The sequence below is a fragment of the Sulfitobacter sp. M13 genome, assembly GCF_053474885.1.
Genome location: NZ_CM130281.1, coordinates 1,076,008 through 1,093,897, shown reverse-complemented (window position 1 = coordinate 1,093,897; position 17,890 = coordinate 1,076,008). Strand labels below are relative to the sequence as shown.

Sequence of the window (17,890 nt, the reverse complement as noted above, 5' to 3'; positions counted from 1 at the left end):
ACCGTTGGGTCGGAACGTGCTGAAAAGCATGACATGTTCGCCTTAGATGCCTAAGGTATTTCCAGTGGCCTGCTGCGTCGGCAGACCAAGGTGAATTTGCAAGGTGATTTAGTTTATCCGGTTTCTGGGTGCATCGGGCGGGACGGGTTTTCCTGCCTTTGACATTAATACGCTTTCTCGCCGCCGACACGATCTGCGCGGCCACGAATGATTTACCAAGTTAGGATCGGCCCATGCGCCAGACGGTCTCGAAGAATACCCGCAACGGCAAACCTGCGCGGCGGGTCCTATTTTACAGTCATGACACTTTTGGGTTGGGGCACTTGCGCCGCTCGCGGGCACTGGCCGCTGCTTTGATGGATGGGGACGAAGACGCCTCGGCCATCATCCTGACCGGATCCCCTGTAGCAGGCCGGTTCACCTTCCCAAAAGGGGTCGACCACATCCGTCTGCCCGGCGTGACCAAGTTAGTTGACGGCAGCTATGTGGCGCAGTCGCTGCATCTTGATATCGACCAGGTAACTTCTTTGCGGGCCAACCTGATACGCACGGCCCTCGAGGAATATACCCCCGACCTGCTGATCGTCGACAAAGAGCCCACTGGCTTCCGCGGAGAGCTGCTGCCCAGCCTTGACTGGTTGCGCGAGAACGGCACGACCAAAGTCGTGCTTGGCCTGCGCGACGTATTGGACGAGCCGGATGTACTGGCCGCCGAATGGGAACGTAAGGGTGCCGTCGAAGCGGCAGAGAAATACTATGACGAGATCTGGGTCTATGGCATGCGAGACGTCTATGACCCGACCAAGGGTTTGCCCCTGTCACAGGCGACGCACGACCGGATGCACTGGACAGGATATCTACGCCGCGAAGCCCCCGATGAAACACCCCCGGCCGAAGAGCCCTATGTGCTGATCACGCCGGGTGGCGGTGGTGACGGGGCGGCGATGGTGTCGCTTGTGCTGGACGCATACGAGCAAGACCCCGACCTGACCCCCAATGCCAAGCTGATCTATGGGCCTTTCCTTTCGGGCGACGTGCGCGAAGCCTTTGATGCGCGGGTGGCCAAGCTGGGTGGACGCGTAACCGCGCTTGGTTTTGATAGCCGGATTGAGCAGTTGTATGTCGGTGCCGAGGGCGTGGTTTGCATGGGCGGCTATAACACCTTTTGCGAAGTGCTTTCCTTTGACAAACGCGCCGTGATCGTGCCCCGCACCGTGCCGCGCCTGGAACAATGGATCCGTGCCAGCCGTGCCGAAGAATTGGGGTTGGTCCGCATGCTTGACGAAACCCGCGACGGCATGACGCCACAAGCGATGATCGCCGCGATCCGCAACCTGCCCCATCAGAACAAACCATCCGAGGCGGGTGCGAACGGGCTGCTGGACGGGCTGGACGTGGTTGTCGAACGGGGCCGCGCCCTGATGGATGGTGCCGCATGAACGATACCCCTGCCCCCCTCGCCATTGTCGTCAAAGGCTGGCCGCGCCTGTCAGAGACGTTCATCGCGCAAGAGCTCGTCGCGCTGGAAGAAGCGGGATTGCGGTTTGACATATGGTCTTTGCGCCACCCGACCGATGTGAAGACCCACCCCTTGCACGACCGGCTGAAGGCGCGTGTGCGTTACTTGCCCGAATACCTGCGCGACGATCCCGAACGCGTGGCCGCAGCGCAGGAAGCCGCGCAATCCATGCCCGGCTACGCTGCCGCGTGGGATGTCTTCCAGCAGGATCTGGCACGCGATGACACGCCCAACCGGCGTCGCCGCTTTGGTCAGGCCTGTGTCATGGCCCACGAGCTGCCCGCCGACACGCGGGGCATCTATGCCCATTTCTTGCATACGCCCTCGTCTGTTGCGCGATACGCGGCGATCCTGCGCGGCCTCCCATGGAGCTTTTCTGCACACGCCAAGGACATCTGGACCTCGCCCGAGTGGGAGCTGCGCGAAAAGCTTGACCCCGCCAGTCACGGAGCCGCCTTCGGGGCCACCTGCACAGATTTCAACGCGCAACATCTGCGCAGTCTCTCTGGCGATCCCGACCGGATTGATCTGGTCTATCACGGGCTTGATCTGGCACGTTTCCCCGAACCGCCAACGCGGGTCCCGCGCGGCAAAAGCGACCCGTTCCAGATGATGTCGGTCGGGCGCATGGTAGAGAAGAAGGGCTTTGATAATCTGATCGACGCGCTGGCGCTGCTGCCAGACAGCTTTGACTGGCACTGGACCCACATCGGCGGCGGTGACCTGTCGGACACGATGAAGGCGCGGGCAGAGTCGCATGGAATCAACGACCGTATTACGTGGCGCGGGGCCTGCGACCAGCCAGAGGTGATCGACGCCATGCGGGCCGCCGACCTGTTCGTGCTGCCATCGCGTATTGCCAAAGACGGCGACCGCGACGGCCTGCCCAATGTGTTGATGGAGGCCGCGAGCCAGAAGCTCCCTATGCTCAGCACGCCAGTGTCAGCCATCCCCGAATTTATCACCAGCGGCAGTACCGGCATACTCAGCGATGACGCCCCCGCCGCCTTGGCCGATGCGATGCGGCGTTTCGCCGATGACCCTGCGCTTGGCCCGCGACTGGCCGACGCAGCCCACGATCGGCTGCACGCCGAATTCACCATGGCCCCCGGCATCCGTCAGCTGCACAAACGGCTGACCGCAATGCTGGCACAGGGCGGCTGATGCAGCTCGCGTTCTACGCTCCGTTGAAATCGCCGGATCATCCGGTCCCGTCGGGGGATCGGGCGATGGCGCGGGGTTTAATCGCAGCACTGAAACGCGGCGGCGCGGCCGTAGCGATGGCCAGCACCCTGCGCAGCCGCGACGGCGCGGGCGATGGCGCGGTTCAACGCGACCTCATTGACGCCGCACAGACCGAAATCACAAACGCAATCGCCCGCGGCCACGCCGAAGGCTGGCAGGCGTGGATCACCTATCACAATTACTACAAGGCCCCCGACCTCATTGGCCCCGCTGTCACACGGGCCTTGGGCATTCCCTATTTGCTTGTCGAATCCAGTCGCGCGCGCAAACGTCTGACCGGTCCTTGGGCCGGTTTTGCCCAAGCCGCAGAGGCCGCCAGTGACGCGGCGGATGTGATTTTTTATCTGACCCACCGGGATGCGGAAACGCTGCGCCGCGACCAGACGCCCGACCAACGCCTTATCCATCTGCGCCCGTTTCTGGCGCAAGAAGCCTTGCCACCGCCCTCGACGCTGGACGGCCCCATGCTGGCAGTCGGCATGCTGCGCGGGGGGGACAAGCGCGCCTCTTACCAAATTATCGCCGACACGCTGGCGCTGCTTGCCCGTGACACCTGGCGTTTGGACATCGCAGGCGACGGCCCCGCCCGCGCAGAGGTCGCGACATTGATGGCCCCCTTTGGCAACGCGGTCCGGTTTCTGGGCCAGCTCGATGCGCCGGCGATGGCACAGGCCTATCAACAGGCCGCGCTCTTGTTCTGGCCCGGTGTGAACGAGGCCTTTGGCTTGGCCTATCTGGAGGCGCAGGCCGCGGGTCTGCCCGTCGTGGCCCAAGACCGTCCCGGCGTGCGCGATGTTCTGGCCCCTGCCGCCTATCCCGCGCCTCAGGACGGGGAAGCGCCGCTGGCATCCCAGATCACAGCGCTGCTGACGGATGACGCGATGCGCCAGCAACGCAGCACTGCCGCACGCGCCTTTGTCGCCGGCCAGCATTTGTTACCCTCGGCGACGGCGACCTTGCTGGCGGGGCTGGCCGAATGCGGGGTGCACCCGTGATCCGCCTTGCTCTCTTGCGCCACGGCCATACGGCGTGGAACCGCGCTGGCCGGATTCAGGGGCGCACGGATATCCCGCTGGACGACGAGGCGCGTGCGCAACTGGCCGCGCAACAGCTACCCGCGCCTTGGGACCGCGCTGATCTGGTATCAAGCCCCTTGGCCCGCGCGGTTGAAACCGCCCAGCTTGTCGCAGCGCGCACGCCAGAGACCTCCTTTGCCCTAATGGAAATGAACTGGGGCCAATGGGAAGGGCTGCACGGCACCGACCTAAAGGCGGACCCGGCCGGTGGATTTCGCGACATCGAGGATTGGGGCTGGCACTATACCCCGCCGGACGGCGAAAGCCCCGATAGCCTGCGCAAACGACTGATCCCTTGGGCGGGCAGCCTGACCGGCGATACCGTTGCCGTCTGCCATATCGGCGTCATGCGCGTACTGCTGGCCCATGCGATCGGCTGGGACTTTGACGGCCCCGCCCCCTTTCAGATCAAGCGCAACCGCTTATATCTCCTAGAGATTTCACCGAGCGGCTGGTCCGCCCTGCCCGACCCGATCCGACTGGAGCCGCGCTTATGAAGGTTAGCATCGTCGTCACCCATCTGCTGGGCACCGGTCATCTGGCCCGCGCCCTGACCCTTGGCCGTGCCTATACGGCCGCGGGACACGATGTGCAGGTCGTCTCGGGTGGGATGCCTGCGCCACAGTTAGACAGCGATGGCGTCGATATGGTCCAATTGCCGCCCCTGCGGTCCGACGGGGTGGATTTCGCGCGTCTGCTGGATGATCGCGGGGACGTCGCCTCGGACGCGGTCATGACGGCACGACGCGAGATGCTGGTGACACATATCAAGTCTCGGCGGCCTGATCTTCTGATAACAGAGCTGTTCCCCTTTGGCCGCCGCACGCTCAAGGCAGAATTCGTCGCCCTTCTTGACGCTGCGCAGGCGCTGCGCGTGCCGCCCCTGATCTGCGCCTCGGTTCGGGATATCCTCGCCCCGCCGTCAAAACCCGCCAAGGCGCAGCTGGCAGATGAGCTGATCGCGCAATACTATGACGCGGTGCTGGTGCACGCAGACGGGGACGTCACACCGCTGTCGCTCAGCTGGCCAGTGTCACCCGCGTTGCAGGCCAAGCTGCGCTATACCGGCTTCGTTGCACCGCCCGCCGCCAGCCCCCATCCCGACCAGCTGGGTCACAATGAGATTATTGTCAGCGCTGGTGGCGGCGACGTGGGGGCGCATGTCTTTGACACCTGCCTTGCTGCTGCTACGCGCGATCCGGATAGAGTGTGGCGCTTGCTGCTTGGCGGTCAGGACGCTGCGCGGCGCAGCGCCGAACTGATGCAGAATGCCCCCCCGAATGTCATGATCGAACCCGCCCGCCCCGAGTTCCGGCAGATGCTGTATCACGCCGCCGCTTCGGTGTCGCTGTGCGGGTACAACACCGCACTGGACGTGCTGCAAAGCGGGGTGCGCGCCGTGTTTGTGCCCTTTGATGCTGGCAATGAGGTAGAACAAGGGCTTCGGGCCGATGCCCTCGCCGCGCTGCCGGGGATCGAGGTGCTGCGCAGTGCGGCCCTGACGCCGGATGCCTTGCTGTCAACCTTAGGCATGGTACTGGCCGATGCGCCTCGCCCTGCACAGACCGACGGGTTTGACGGGGCGGCGATGACCGTCGCCTTGACCGAACACATAAGAAAGTCAGCGCCATGACAGTGGATTGGACCAGTCTGGGCACGGAGCTTGCCGTCTGGCGCGCGCAGGGGCTGACCCTGCCGCTCTGGTGGCGTGACGATGATGCCATTGCGCCGACGCCCGCGTTGGACCGTCTGGCTACAATGGCCGGTGACCTCTCACTCCCCGTGCATATCGCCGTGATCCCGAAACATGCAGACCCCGCGCTGGCACAGCTTTGCCAAGAGCGCCCGCTGGTCCGCCCGCTGGTCCACGGCTGGCAACACATCAGCCACGCGCCCGAAGGGGCGAAAAAGGCAGAGTTCGGCCACCCCCGCCCTGAAGCGGCACACGAGCTAACCCAAGGGTTAGACCGGATGCAAAGCCTGTTTGGCGACGACCTGCTGCCGATATTTGTGCCGCCGTGGAACAGGTTGGACGACGGGTTGCTGCCGGTTCTGGCGCAGGCGGGCTATGTCGGGGTGTCGACGTATCTGCCGCGCGAGGGCCGCATGGCAGCACCGGGTCTGGTACAGATCAACACCCATATCGACCCGATTTACTGGCGCGGCACACGCGGGCTAGTTCCGCCAGAGACGCTGATCGCGACGATTACCAAACTGCTGCAAGACCGCCGCAGCGGGAGGACAGACCCGCACGAACCGCTGGGGTTTCTGACGCACCACCTTGTGCATGACGAAGATATCTGGGGGTTCACACACGCCTGTCTGTCGCGGTTGCTAGACGGTGGGGCGGTGCCGGCGGATATGCGCAGCCTGCCCTAATCGTTCGAAAAAAGGGGCGCTTGATGCCCAGCCCCTTACGGCAAATGTTGATAGCCCTGACTCTTTAGTCAGGGCTATTTCCGTAGCAAGTAAATCGTAGCCATTTCTTCAGGACAACTTAAATGAGGAATCTAAAGTGACTACTGAAGAGAATTTCTACGGCGGGTTTTACGAAATTGCGGAAACTCTGGCGAACTTGAAAACTAAACCGTTAGCAGCGAAATCGGGAGTAAGGATCCGATCGCGTTCAAAAAACTTGGAACTTGCTATCCGGCAGAAAAATTCTGCATCTACTCAATATTCAGTTTCCGATGTTGAAATTGACCTGAAGCATGAGGCTGTCATCGTAAAGCAGTATGAAGACGATCAGTATCCGTATTTTGCTATCTATCCATTCAAAGATATCGAAGTCATCAACTTCTGTGAAGTTGTTGACGTGATCGCAACTACATAAAATCGCGCTCATAAATGCGTCCGCGTGCGAGGCCTATCCGCATCGCGGGCGTTTTCTTGTCAGCACCTGGATCGCACCAGTTGTGATAGAAACGGTAGATTTGAGCAATCTTCGCTAACATCTCTGGTTTGTATAGATATTGCTTGTCCCAAGTATGGCCGACGTTTCGGTAATCCCCCCATTTTTAATGAGGTCCAGCGGTAGAATTCAGGCGGCTGTTTTCAGTTTCATTGCGGGTGTTATGCCGCCGATGCCCATGTTGGGTCGTTCGTTGTTGTAAGTCCAGAGCCATTCCGTGGCCTGATCCTGTGCCTCCTCGATGGTTTCAAAGATGTACTGGCTGAGCCATTCGCCGCGAACCGTGCGGTTGTAGCGTTCGATATAGGCGTTCTGTTGGGGCTTTCCGGGTTGGATGTATTCCAGCCTAACGCCTTGTTTTTCTGCCCATTCCATGAGCTTTCCACTGACATATTCGGGTCCATTATCAATACGAATAGCCTTGGGTTTTCCACGCCATTCGATGATCTGGTTCAGACTCCGCACCACGCGCTCGGCTGGCAATGAGAAGTCGACTTCGATGCAAAGGCCCTCGCGATTGAAGTCATCCAGGACGTTCAGTGTCCGGATCGACCGGCCGTCAGAGAGCTGATCGGCCATAAAATCCATCGACCACGTCTCATTTGGCTTGTCAGGCACAGCCAGCGGTTCTGGCTTGTCGCGCTTCAGCCGTTTCTTGGGTTTGATCCGTAGATTCAGCTCCAGTTCGCAGTAAATCCGGTACACGCGTTTATGGTTCCAACAATAGCCCTGCACGTTGCGCAGATACAGAAAGCACAGGCCAAAGCCCCAGGTGCGCTTGTTTGCCGTCAGACGTTCCAACCAATCGGCGATCTCCTCGTTCTCGGTGCTCAGCGTTGGACTGTAGCGATAGCAGGTCTCACTGATCTGGAACGTGCGGCACGCCAGCGCGACACTGACCCCATGCACCGCCACCATCTTCATGGCCATCTCTCGTCGATGAGACGGCCTCAAGACTTTTTTCCGAGGGCTTCCTTGAGCAACTCATTCTGCATGCTCATCTCCGCATACATCTTCTTGAGGCGGCGATTCTGCTCGGCCATGTCCTTCATCTCTGCGATGAGCGACGCGTCCATACCGCCAAATTTAGCCCGCCATTTGTAAAAGCTGGCACTGCTCATCCCGTGCTCCCGGCAAAGCTCAGAGACCGGCACACCGCCCTCCGCCTGCTTCAACACAGCCATGATCTGCGCATCGCTAAATCGTCCGTTCTTCATCGTAAATCTCCTCAGATATCTTGCCGAGAAAATTCTACTTTTGAACACCACTAATTTTAGGGGGGATTACCTTTCCAGTTGAAATCGCGGGCCGCGATGCGAAACGGACATTACACCGAAACTTGTGAAAATAGGAATCGACGCTGCGCAGGGTTGCTCTCCGGACGAGGCGAGCCGCGGATTTCCCTGAACGCCCGGGTCGCCAAGTCGGGACCTTTACGACCTTGTTCGGTTCAGATTTCCGAGAGAATGGAAAGCTAACGCCCAGATTAAGTGGCCAGCCCATCAACTGCCAAGCTAAGATGAAATCGACGAGCTGGGCATAGTCTTTATTTGAAAGTTTTCGGATGTCTGGCAGGCTCATCCCTGACATACGTGACAGGCGGACCTGTGCGGCTGCGGCGACCTGATTTCGCATATCATTGGTCATCCCCTTATCGAAGCTGACAACAGCCAGGTCTGCACGGTGAGAACTTATCTCATCAACGAATGCTGCCTGAAAAGCTTGCTGCAAGCCTCGATCGTCGTCCATCACCAACAGGAGTGGCACATCGGTCCCTGAAAGCATCTCCCGCACCCTGAGCGCGTGCGCATATTGGAGGATGTCATAGCGCACCAAAACCCCCTCGTGGGGCAACTGGTAGAGTTGAATGGTCTTTACCCGCTTTTGCTTGCGCAGGCGGGTCAGATGCCCTTGGAACTCCGTCTTTGTCCAGACCCGAGCATGCCGACGAAAGGCGACGGAGAGATATTCTTCATCGGCTGCAGATGACAGATCTTCCGCCTCATCCATCGTCATCGTGGGGTCGAACTGAATAGCCGCCTCCATAATGAAACCGGAGCGCGCGTGGGCGGTGCAAAGGTGCTGAACTGCTACAGGTGTCCGCTTTCGCCTTGTAGGCCAGTTTAACATCAGCGTCTGACTGTCGGTGCCAAACTTGGACCCCACCTCACGGAAATCGACCTTCGAGAAGTCCTCTCTCTGCGCAACGAAACTTTGGATTTGATCGTAGAAAAAGTTGATCTTGCCGTAGAGATCCCGGTAGGAAATATCCGCAATCTTGCTGATTTTTGACAGCGAGACATCGTTGCAGAGCATCTGGAAGATGATCCGGTTCTTGTCGCTGCGTAGGTGTCGCCTGGCCGCCTTTCCGATAGAGAAGGTTTTGAAGCAAAGGCGGCACTGGAAGCGAGGATCCCCCTTCGCCGTCTTCCCGAAGCGACGGTAGAACTCGGGACTGGTCTCCGGCGCCATTCCGTGCGCGAAGCAGCCATCCGACTGACAGGATGGAACAGTCGGATCATACTCTTGCAAATACTTGAGACGCTTGTATTCTTCGACTATCGCGCGGTTGTTCTTTATCCGTGAGGTTTTAGTGCAGGTAGGGCATTTGAAGAACTCTTCGTGTTTCTTGCCCGCAACAACACCTCGAAGCACGTCCGGCGGCGCAGGTTCTGTGCCGTTGGGTCGCTTGAAGGGGTCAGGAAAAACGCCGTAGGTCGCACATTGCGGGTTACGACAGAAGTTTATATCGACACCCTCAAACGGCAGCGGAAATCGCCGTTCCAAGCAGGGTATTTCTGTCGAAGATATTTTCGAGCCATCGAGCACTTGTCACCTCCATCAAAAAGTGGGTCAAGATACTGTTTTGATGGTAATGTTGGCCACTTAATGGCCAACAGAAGTATTTATTTCAACATTTGCCGTAAGGGGCTGGCGCTTGATGCGCCCCCTTTTTGAATAATCTGCCTTAGTTGTCCATCTTGAGCGCGGAAATGAACGCTTCCTGAGGGATGTCGACCTTGCCGAATTGGCGCATCTTTTTCTTACCCGCCTTCTGCTTGTCCAGCAGTTTGCGTTTGCGCGAGGCGTCGCCGCCGTAGCATTTCGCGGTCACATCCTTGCGCATCGCGCTCAGGGTTTCGCGCGCAATCACCTTGCCGCCGATGGCCGCTTGAATAGGGATCTTGAACATGTGGCGCGGGATCAGATCCTTGAGCTTTTCAACCATCGCACGGCCCCGCATTTCGGCACGGTCACGGTGCACCATGGTGCTGAGCGCATCAACGGGTTCGTCGTTCACCAGAATAGACATCTTGACCAGCGCATCCTCGCGGTAGCCGATCATCTGGTAGTCGAAAGAGGCATAGCCCTTGGTTACCGATTTCAGCCGGTCATAAAAGTCAAAGACGACTTCGTTCAGCGGCAGGTCATAGACCACCATGGCGCGGCTGCCCGCATAGGTCAGGTCAATCTGCATCCCGCGGCGGTCCTGACAGAGCTTCAGCACATCACCAAGATATTCATCGGGCACAAGGATCGTCGCTTTGATGCGCGGCTCTTCGATGTGATCGACAAAAGTCAGGTCGGGCATGTCGGCGGGGTTGTGCAACTGCTCGACCGTGCCGTCTTTCATGTGGATGTCATAGATAACCGACGGCGCGGTCGTGATCAGATCGATGTCATACTCGCGCTCGATCCGGTCGCGGATCACCTCGAGGTGCAGCAAGCCGAGGAAACCACAGCGGAAACCGAAACCAAGAGCGGCAGATGTTTCCATCTCGAAGCTGAACGAAGCGTCGTTCAGTGCCAGCTTTTCGATGCTGTCGCGCAGGTCTTCGAATTCGGCGGCGTCCACGGGGAACAGACCACAGAACACCACAGGCTGCGCCGGTTTAAAGCCCGGCAGCGGGGTTTCGGTGCCTTTTTTCTCGTGCGTAATCGTATCGCCGACCCGCGTGTCACGCACCTGTTTGATCGACGCGGTCAGGAACCCGATTTCACCGGGGTTGAGGCTGTCAATCTCGGTCATGGCGGGGCGGAAAACGCCGATGCGCTCAACATGGTGCACCGACCCGTTCTGCATCATGCGGATACGGTCGCCCTTTTTCAGCTGGCCATCCATAATCCGCACCAGAACGATCACACCCAGATAGCTGTCGTACCACGAATCCACCAGCATCGCCTTTAGGGGCGCGTCCTGCGTGCCCTTGGGCGCGGGCAGCTTGTGCACGATGGCTTCGAGCGTTTCGACAATGCCCTGACCCGTCTTGGCCGAGACACGGATCGCTTCGGAGGCATCAATGCCGATCACGTCTTCGATCTGTTCGGCAACACGGTCACAGTCTGATGCGGGCAGGTCGATCTTGTTGAGAACCGGCACGATGTCATGATCCGCGTCAATCGCATGATAGACGTTGGCCAGCGTCTGCGCCTCTACGCCTTGGGTACTATCGACAACCAGCAGCGATCCTTCGACCGCGCGCATGGACCGCGAAACCTCGTAGGCAAAATCGACGTGACCGGGGGTATCGATCAAGTTGAGGACGTATTCCTCGCCATTCTTGGCGGTGTAATTGATCCGCACTGTCTGGGCCTTGATCGTGATCCCGCGCTCGCGCTCGATATCCATCGAGTCGAGCATCTGCGCCTTCATATCGCGCAGGGAAACGGTGTTCGTCTCTTGGATCAGGCGATCGGCGAGCGTGGATTTGCCATGATCGATGTGCGCGACGATGGAGAAATTGCGGATATGTGAAAGTGGTATCATGGATCAACGATATGGTGCGGATTCATGCGCTGGTCAATGGGCTGGATCGCCTGTTCCCGTTGATCCTTGGGGCAGCTGAGACTCATCGGCGGATTTACCTGCATTCTGATCGCGGCTGTCAAAGGGGGGATGCGATTTTTTCGCGGGCATCTGGCATGCAAATTCCGCATACCGCCGTTCGAGCCAATGTAGCAAGGCAGTTTGCAGTACCGGGCGGTACCCGCGCCCCACGCAAGGATGCAACACAGGCGTTTAGTATGGCTGCCTTACAGCTTTACCGCCCTCAGCTTCCCGTTAGAGGAACCTTCTCAAATGATCTGCACCCTCGCAGATCGGGCGAATAAGGAATTTTGAGATGAAGATGAAACACCCTCTTGGAACAGTGACCGTTGCAGCTCTTGGCTTGGCGTCGCTTCCCGCGTTGGCTCAGGCCTAAGAAGGCCCCGTCTGGGACGTTTACGGCCAGCTGAACTTTGGCGTTCTGAGCGTTGACGACGGCGTCGATACAAACACCACGTTTATCGACAACGACAACTCCAACAGCCGCGTCGGCCTGACCATGACCCAAGCGCTGCAAAACGGCTCTGAATTGCGCCTGACCTTCGAAGCGGGCCTTGGCCTGACCGGGTCTTCCGCAATCAATGGTTCCGACGACAGCCTGGACGTCGACTACCACCGCACCGAGCTGCGCAAGCTGGACCTGACCTACCGCACGCCAAACGCGGGCATTTTCTCGTTTGGTCAAGGCAGCACGTCGACTGACGGTTCCGCCGAAGCCGACTTCTCGCGTACCGGCGTTGCAGCCTATGTGGGCATCAGCGACATCGCGGGCAGCCAGCTGCTGCGTTTTGCAGACGGCACCCTGTCGTCCGTCGCAATCGGGGACACCAACGGGTCGTTTGATGGCAGCCGTCGTTTCCGCGTCCGCTATGACACCCCAGTCTTCAACGGCTTCTCTGCCTCCGTATCCTACGGTCAGGAAGTCCTGAGCTCGGGCAATGACAACGACTATTACGATGTTGGCACACGCTACGTTCAAGACTACGGCGACTATTCGGTCGACGCACGTCTGGGCTATTCGTTCCGTGACACCACCAACGATCTGGTCATGGGCTCCGCCGCTGTTCTGCACCAACCAACCGGTCTGAACCTTGCGGTTTCCGCTGGCCGCAAAGTCGCGGGTGACGCAGATTATGCTTACATCAAAGCAGGCATCACGCGCGATTACATCGCCGCGGGCGCGACATCCTTCTCGGTTGATTACTACGACGGCAACGACTTTGTCGTCGCAGGTTCCAGCACGTCTTCGGTTGGTGTCGCCGTTGTGCAGCGTCTTGATGCGTATAACACCGAACTTTACGCGACACACCGCAGCTATGACTTCGACGACTCGTCGGCCTCCTATCAGGATCTGGACGTGACCTTCGTCGGCGCACGCTGGAAGTTCTAAGCAACATTCGCCTTTGCCCGATCCCTTCGGGCAAAGGCATTTCCGTTTGCATCATCAATCGTGAATTGCCCAACCTGCAGTTTTACGGCATAAATGCCAGCAGCAGTTAGGGCAGCCTCGGGATCAACCCGGCGTCCAAGAGATGAGGCAAAACGATGGTACGACTTTTCACGATTTTCTGTGTTGTTGGCACGCTGGCCGCTTGCGGTGGACCGCGCGGCTATAACCCCAGCGGCGGACTTGGCCGGGGCGCCGTGCTTTTTGCCACGGGGCCGATTAATTCCGCATGCTTGCAGTCGGGTCGCAAACAGGCCAGCGTCGCACGCTGCGGATGCATTCAGGCCGTCGCCGACAGAGAGCTTTCCTCCTCCGATCAACGCCGCGGTGCGCGCGTATTCGACGACCCGCACACCCTGCAAGAGGCGCGCCAGTCGGACAGCAAAAGCGACAATGATTTCTGGGCCGTCTGGAAAGCCTACGGGCAGACCGCATCGACCCTGTGCAGCGCCACCTGAATATTTAACGCTCCGGCGGCAGGGGGACGCCCCCTGCCCTAGGGCTTTGTGCGCGTTGCCGGGCCGAAACGATCGATCAGGCGATCCTTGATCTGATCGCGGGCCGCCCGATACTGTTCTATCTTGGCGTCACGGGTTTCACCCAAGCCCGTCGGATCAAGAATTGGCCAATATTCCACCGTCAGATGATAAAAGCGTGTCAGCTCCAGCGCGCGGCGCTGGCTGGCAGGGCTCAGCGCGATGATCAGGTCAAACGAGCTTAGATCATCGCCCCAATTCTCCATCTCGTCAAAGCTGCGCGACCGATGGCGCGACAGTTCAACGTCCAGTTCTTGGCACACGGCAATGGAAAAACCGTCGATCTCGAGGTCGTTCATCACGCCGACGGATTGCACATAGGTGCCCGTGCCGTAGAACTTTTTCATCAACCCTTCGGCCATAGGCGACCGCACCGCGTTGTGATCGCAGCAAAACAGCACCGATTGGGGCAGTTTCTGGGTCATCTAGCCGCCGTAGTGCAGAACGCAGATCAAGGTGAACAGACGGCGAGCCGTGTCGGTGTCGATCTCGGCCTTGCCTTCAAGCCGTTCTTGCAGCACCCGAGAGCCTTCGTTGTGAATCCCACGCCGCGCCATGTCGATGGTCTCGATCTGTGCTGGCGCTGATTTCTTGACGGCTTCAAAGTAGGATTCGCAAATCTGGAAGTAGTCTTTGACGACCTGCCGGAATGGCCCCAGCGACAGATGGAATTCTGCCGCCTTTTCAGCGGTTTCAGTGTTCACATCAAACACCAGCCGTTTGTCACGGATCGACAGTCCCAGATGGTATGGCCCCTGTGGCACAGGACGGTCGTCGCGCACTGGCAGGGTAAAAACGTTATCCTCCAGCAGGTCAAACATCGCGACCTTGCGCTCTTGTTCTATCTCGGGCGTGGGTGGGGGCAGGTTCGCGTCGTCAAGCGCAATATGCGTGATCCGGGACATGGGGACGTCTCATTTAGTGTCAATCCCGCCGACCTTAGACCGGGCGGCGGGGTTCTACAATTGGCATCGGCAGACCGAACATGGGGCCGTTGCGTCAGTCGTTCAATTTGCGCAACCGCGCGGTAACCGACAATCCGTGTGCCTCGAGGCTTTCGGATCGCGCCAGTCGTTCTGCCGACGGGCCAATGGCGCGCAACGCATCCGGTGTCATCCGCGCCAAAGTCGTCCGCTTCATGAAATCCAGCACGGACAGCCCGCTGGAAAACCGTGCAGAGCGTGCCGTGGGCAGCACGTGGTTCGGCCCGCCAACGTAATCGCCAATCGCTTCTGGCGTCCACTGCCCAAGGAAGATCGCGCCCGCATGGGTGATTTTCGCGCTCAGCGCATCCACATCCGCGACGCAAAGCTCAAGGTGCTCAGGCGCGATACGGTTGCTCAGCTTTGCTGCCGTCGCCACATCCGGCACGGTGATAATCGCCCCGTTCTCGCGCCAGCTGGTGCCCGCAATCGCGCGCCGTTCCAGCGTTTCCAGTCGGGCATCTACGGCATCCGATACAGCACGGCCAAAAGCGGGGTCTGTGGTGATCAGGATCGACTGGGCGCTTTCATCGTGCTCGGCCTGGCTGAGCAAATCAAGTGCGATCCAATCGGCGTCATTATCCCCATCCGCGATCACAAGAATTTCCGACGGCCCCGCGATCATATCGATGCCAACCTTGCCGAACACCCGCCGTTTCGCGGCAGCAACATAGGCGTTGCCGGGGCCGGTGATCTTGTCGACGGGCGGGATCGTGTCGGTCCCATAGGCCAGCGCGGCCACCGCCTGCGCCCCGCCGATGCGGTAGATTTCATCGACGCCGGCCAACCGTGCGGCCAGCAGCACCAGCGGGTTCAAAACCCCATCCGGCGTGGGCACAACCATCGCAAGCCGTTCGACGCCCGCAACCTTGGCAGGGATCGCATTCATCAAAACAGAGGACGGATAGCTCGCCAGACCGCCCGGCACATAAAGCCCTGCGGCAGAAACCGCGCTCCACCGCCAGCCGAGCGTTGCACCCGTGTCGTCCTGCCATTCGGCATCCTCGGGCAATTGGCGCGCGTGGTAGGCGCGGATACGCGCGGCGGCAAGCTCAAGCGCGGCGCGGTCCTCGGTCGATACTTCGGCCACGGCCGCGTCAACTTCGACTACCGTGATGCGCAGGGTCTCGGGCGTCAGGGCGATACGGTCGAATTTCTTGGTCAGTGCGATCACAGCGACATCACCCGACGCGCGAACCTGCGAGATAATGTCGGCGACCGTGTCGTCCACATCGGGACTGTCTTCGCGTTTGGCCGACAGCAGTGCTGTAAACACCTGTTCAAAATCGGGCTGATCAAAGTCAAGGAATTGGGGCATCGGATGTCCTTTGCGCGGCGCAATGGGCTTTGAAGAATCGTCGCACAGTCAGGCTGCGCGACGAGGGACAAGAAAGAACGCTTAGGCCGGATGTTCCGGAAGCTTGCGTGACGGGGCCGCATAGGGGCGCGTCACATCTTTCAACGTCACATCCAGCGCTTCGACGGTCAGACGGATCACGCCGTCCCCTGCGAGGGTCAGCAGCACGTCACCCGATGGCGCGTCGGTTTCGGTGAATTCGATCTGCAACAGCGACAGGATGGTATCCGCATCGCCCTTGTTCACGCCCTGGCTTGAGACGCGCTGCACGTTGCTGAACATCAAAATGGTTTGCACCCGCTCAGGGACGTGACGCGACTTGCCGGCGTCCTCCCAGCGAACGCGGTTCAGCAGCAAGGCAAAGCGCCCTTCCTTTTGCAGCCAACGCATTTCCGACCCCGGAAACACAGCATCCTGCGCCAGCGACGAGATCACCTTGAGGTCTTCGACGTCCAACGCGCCGAGGTTCAGCGGGGCTTCGCGCCCGTCTTCGAAACGTGCATCTTCGGTCATTCTTTGATCCGTTCAATATTTGCGCCCACGCCGCGCAGTTTTGCCACCACATGTTCGTACCCGCGATCCAGATGGTAAACGCGGCTGACGCGTGTTTCACCTTCGGCGGCCATACCGGCAAGGATCAACGAGATCGACGCCCGCAAATCGGTCGCCATCACCGGCGCACCTTTCAACTTTTTGACGCCATGAACAGTCGCGGTGCCACCATGGACTTCAATATTTGCCCCCATGCGGATCAGCTCCGGCGCGTGCATAAAGCGGTTCTCAAAGATTTTCTCTTCCAGCACCGAAGTGCCGTCCGCCGTACAGAGCAGCGCCATCATCTGCGCCTGCAGGTCGGTTGGAAAGCCCGGGAAAGGTTCGGTCGTCACATCAACTGCGCTGATTACACCATTGCGCCGCGCGACCTTGAGCCCCTTGTCGGTCTCGGTCACATCGATCCCTGCGGCATCCAGCTTTTCACAAAAGGCCGATAGCAGGTTGATGCGCCCGCCAAGCAGTTCGACTTCGCCACCGCACATCGCGGGGGCAAGCATATAGGTGCCCAGTTCGATCCGGTCGGTCACAACCCGGTGGGTGGCACCATGCAGACGGTCCACGCCCTGAATCTCGATCCGGCTGGTGCCGTCGCCGTCAATCTGTGCGCCCATAGCGCGCAGGCAGTCGGCAAGGTCCACGATCTCGGGCTCGCGGGCGGCGTTGTTAATCACCGTCGTCCCCTTGGCCAACGTCGCGGCCATCATGATGTTTTCCGTGGCCCCGACAGAGGCAAACGGAAAGTCGATAACCGCACCTTTCAAGGCCCCGCCTCGCGCCTTGGCATGCAGATACCCGTCGCGCAGGTCGATTTCAGCGCCCATCAGCGCAAGACCATCAGTGTGAATGTCCATCGGACGCGCACCGATCGCGCACCCCCCGGGCAATGACACCTGCGCGTGCCCTTCGCGGGCCAACAGCGGGCCAAGCACAAGGTTCGACGCCCGCATCTTGCGCACGATGTCATATTCGGCGCGTGTGTTGATCTCTCCGTGGCATGACATCGCCAGAACCTGACCGTCCTGCATCGACGTCACCTCTGCGCCCAGGGACCGCAGCAATTCGGTCATCGTGCGAATATCGGACAGGCGCGGCGCGTTGGTCAGCGTCAGCGGCTCTTCGGACAGAAGGGTCGCGGGCATCAACGTCAGACAGGCGTTCTTGGCCCCCGCAATCGGAATTTGTCCGGACAGCTCACCGCCGCCTTTGACCACAATAGAATCCATCCTTCAGCCTTCCTTGCTTTGGCCGGTCGGGCCGTTATCTGTCTGCGTGCTATCATTCTGCGCGTCGTCGCTTTGGGTTTTGTCGCTGCGCGCACGCGCTTGTGCCTTGCGTCGGCCCATATTGGCTTTCAGCGCGGCCTTTAGCCTGTCTTCCCGCAATTCATTGGGTTTTGGCGGCTTTTGAGGGGCGGTATCCTTTGACATGTCGAT

The 17,890-nt window shown here is 59.6% G+C and carries 17 protein-coding genes and 1 pseudogene; 9 read left to right on the top strand and 9 right to left on the bottom strand.

Going from position 1 to position 17,890, the window contains the following annotated elements; translation table 11 throughout:
• Positions 1-233: 233 nt before the first annotated feature.
• The 7 genes from ACVBAU_RS05215 (at position 234) to ACVBAU_RS05185 (ending at position 6,673) form a co-directional block, all read left to right on the top strand.
• Entirely contained in the window at positions 234-1,439 is a 1,206-nt protein-coding gene (locus ACVBAU_RS05215) for a glycosyltransferase family protein (RefSeq protein ID WP_448328280.1), read from the top strand.
• Entirely contained in the window at positions 1,436-2,683 is a 1,248-nt protein-coding gene (locus ACVBAU_RS05210; protein WP_448328278.1) for a glycosyltransferase family 4 protein, read from the top strand. Before ACVBAU_RS05215 ends, ACVBAU_RS05210 begins: the two co-directional genes overlap by 4 nt.
• Entirely contained in the window at positions 2,683-3,759 is a 1,077-nt protein-coding gene (locus ACVBAU_RS05205) for a glycosyltransferase family 4 protein (RefSeq protein WP_448328276.1), read from the top strand. Before ACVBAU_RS05210 ends, ACVBAU_RS05205 begins: the two co-directional genes overlap by 1 nt.
• Entirely contained in the window at positions 3,756-4,337 is a 582-nt protein-coding gene (locus tag ACVBAU_RS05200) for a histidine phosphatase family protein (protein WP_448328274.1), read from the top strand. The genes ACVBAU_RS05205 and ACVBAU_RS05200 overlap by 4 nt, the downstream gene beginning before the upstream one ends.
• A complete protein-coding gene (locus tag ACVBAU_RS05195; protein WP_448328272.1) occupies positions 4,334-5,473 on the top strand; it encodes a glycosyltransferase family protein in 1,140 nt (379 codons plus the stop codon). The genes ACVBAU_RS05200 and ACVBAU_RS05195 overlap by 4 nt, the downstream gene beginning before the upstream one ends.
• A complete protein-coding gene (locus ACVBAU_RS05190; RefSeq protein WP_448328271.1) occupies positions 5,470-6,219 on the top strand; it encodes a polysaccharide deacetylase family protein in 750 nt (249 codons plus the stop codon). The genes ACVBAU_RS05195 and ACVBAU_RS05190 overlap by 4 nt, the downstream gene beginning before the upstream one ends.
• A gap of 136 nt (positions 6,220-6,355) precedes the next feature.
• Positions 6,356-6,673, top strand: coding sequence for a hypothetical protein (locus ACVBAU_RS05185; protein WP_448328269.1), 318 nt, complete (start codon positions 6,356-6,358; stop codon positions 6,671-6,673).
• A 207-nt stretch (positions 6,674-6,880) separates the two neighbouring features.
• On the opposite strand, the gene ACVBAU_RS05180 is transcribed toward ACVBAU_RS05185, so the two are convergent.
• The 3 genes from ACVBAU_RS05180 to lepA all read right to left on the bottom strand — a co-directional run bounded on the left by ACVBAU_RS05180 (position 6,881) and on the right by lepA (position 11,519).
• Positions 6,881-7,968 (bottom strand): IS3 family transposase gene (locus tag ACVBAU_RS05180; protein WP_448325853.1). Its coding sequence is split into 2 segments (ribosomal slippage): positions 6,881-7,707 and positions 7,707-7,968, totalling 1,089 coding nucleotides; the frame shifts between segments, so codons are not numbered across the junction.
• A 34-nt stretch (positions 7,969-8,002) separates the two neighbouring features.
• Complete coding sequence (locus ACVBAU_RS05175) at positions 8,003-9,538, bottom strand: transposase (protein WP_448328267.1); 1,536 nt, start codon at positions 9,536-9,538, stop codon at positions 8,003-8,005.
• A 181-nt stretch (positions 9,539-9,719) separates the two neighbouring features.
• Positions 9,720-11,519 carry a translation elongation factor 4 gene (lepA, locus tag ACVBAU_RS05170; RefSeq protein ID WP_138924114.1) on the bottom strand — a complete coding sequence of 600 codons (1,800 nt, stop codon included), beginning with the start codon at positions 11,517-11,519 and terminating at the stop codon, positions 9,720-9,722.
• A 463-nt stretch (positions 11,520-11,982) separates the two neighbouring features.
• Here lepA and ACVBAU_RS05165 point away from each other — a divergent pair.
• Both ACVBAU_RS05165 and ACVBAU_RS05160 read left to right on the top strand, forming a co-directional pair.
• Positions 11,983-12,969 (top strand): annotated as a pseudogene (locus ACVBAU_RS05165) (porin); the annotation flags it as partial.
• 155 nt (positions 12,970-13,124) lie between these two features.
• Entirely contained in the window at positions 13,125-13,484 is a 360-nt protein-coding gene (locus ACVBAU_RS05160; RefSeq protein ID WP_448328265.1) for a hypothetical protein, read from the top strand.
• A 38-nt stretch (positions 13,485-13,522) separates the two neighbouring features.
• Here the strand turns inward: ACVBAU_RS05160 and ACVBAU_RS05155 are convergent, their stop codons facing one another.
• From ACVBAU_RS05155 to ACVBAU_RS05130, 6 genes are all read right to left on the bottom strand, one after another.
• Complete coding sequence (locus tag ACVBAU_RS05155) at positions 13,523-13,987, bottom strand: arsenate-mycothiol transferase ArsC (RefSeq protein ID WP_138924117.1); 465 nt, start codon at positions 13,985-13,987, stop codon at positions 13,523-13,525.
• Complete coding sequence (locus tag ACVBAU_RS05150; protein WP_138924118.1) at positions 13,988-14,467, bottom strand: UPF0262 family protein; 480 nt, start codon at positions 14,465-14,467, stop codon at positions 13,988-13,990. It abuts the gene before it with no gap.
• 94 nt (positions 14,468-14,561) lie between these two features.
• Positions 14,562-15,863, bottom strand: coding sequence for a histidinol dehydrogenase (gene hisD / locus ACVBAU_RS05145; RefSeq protein WP_448328262.1), 1,302 nt, complete (start codon positions 15,861-15,863; stop codon positions 14,562-14,564).
• Positions 15,864-15,944: 81 nt separating this feature from the next.
• A complete protein-coding gene (locus ACVBAU_RS05140) occupies positions 15,945-16,415 on the bottom strand; it encodes a DUF2948 family protein (protein ID WP_138924120.1) in 471 nt (156 codons plus the stop codon).
• Positions 16,412-17,680 carry a UDP-N-acetylglucosamine 1-carboxyvinyltransferase gene (gene murA, locus ACVBAU_RS05135; RefSeq protein ID WP_448328260.1) on the bottom strand — a complete coding sequence of 423 codons (1,269 nt, stop codon included), beginning with the start codon at positions 17,678-17,680 and terminating at the stop codon, positions 16,412-16,414. Before murA ends, ACVBAU_RS05140 begins: the two co-directional genes overlap by 4 nt.
• Positions 17,681-17,683: 3 nt before the next feature.
• Positions 17,684-17,884, bottom strand: coding sequence for a hypothetical protein (locus ACVBAU_RS05130; protein ID WP_093734285.1), 201 nt, complete (start codon positions 17,882-17,884; stop codon positions 17,684-17,686).
• Between the last annotated feature and the right edge of the window lie 6 nt (positions 17,885-17,890).

Excerpts from the sequence above, each read along its gene's own strand:
- ACVBAU_RS05215 (WP_448328280.1), top strand. The coding sequence starts at position 234 with ATGCGCCAGACGGTCTCGAAGAATACCCGCAACGGCAAACCTGCGCGG.
- ACVBAU_RS05210 (WP_448328278.1), top strand. The coding sequence starts at position 1,436 with ATGAACGATACCCCTGCCCCCCTCGCCATTGTCGTCAAAGGCTGGCCG.
- ACVBAU_RS05205 (WP_448328276.1), top strand. The coding sequence starts at position 2,683 with ATGCAGCTCGCGTTCTACGCTCCGTTGAAATCGCCGGATCATCCGGTC.
- ACVBAU_RS05195 (WP_448328272.1), top strand. The coding sequence starts at position 4,334 with ATGAAGGTTAGCATCGTCGTCACCCATCTGCTGGGCACCGGTCATCTG.
- ACVBAU_RS05190 (WP_448328271.1), top strand. The coding sequence starts at position 5,470 with ATGACAGTGGATTGGACCAGTCTGGGCACGGAGCTTGCCGTCTGGCGC.
- lepA (WP_138924114.1), bottom strand. The coding sequence starts at position 11,519 with ATGATACCACTTTCACATATCCGCAATTTCTCCATCGTCGCGCACATC.
- ACVBAU_RS05160 (WP_448328265.1), top strand. The coding sequence starts at position 13,125 with ATGGTACGACTTTTCACGATTTTCTGTGTTGTTGGCACGCTGGCCGCT.
- ACVBAU_RS05155 (WP_138924117.1), bottom strand. The coding sequence starts at position 13,987 with ATGACCCAGAAACTGCCCCAATCGGTGCTGTTTTGCTGCGATCACAAC.
- ACVBAU_RS05150 (WP_138924118.1), bottom strand. The coding sequence starts at position 14,467 with ATGTCCCGGATCACGCATATTGCGCTTGACGACGCGAACCTGCCCCCA.
- hisD (WP_448328262.1), bottom strand. The coding sequence starts at position 15,863 with ATGCCCCAATTCCTTGACTTTGATCAGCCCGATTTTGAACAGGTGTTT.
- ACVBAU_RS05140 (WP_138924120.1), bottom strand. The coding sequence starts at position 16,415 with ATGACCGAAGATGCACGTTTCGAAGACGGGCGCGAAGCCCCGCTGAAC.
- murA (WP_448328260.1), bottom strand. The coding sequence starts at position 17,680 with ATGGATTCTATTGTGGTCAAAGGCGGCGGTGAGCTGTCCGGACAAATT.
- ACVBAU_RS05130 (WP_093734285.1), bottom strand. The coding sequence starts at position 17,884 with ATGTCAAAGGATACCGCCCCTCAAAAGCCGCCAAAACCCAATGAATTG.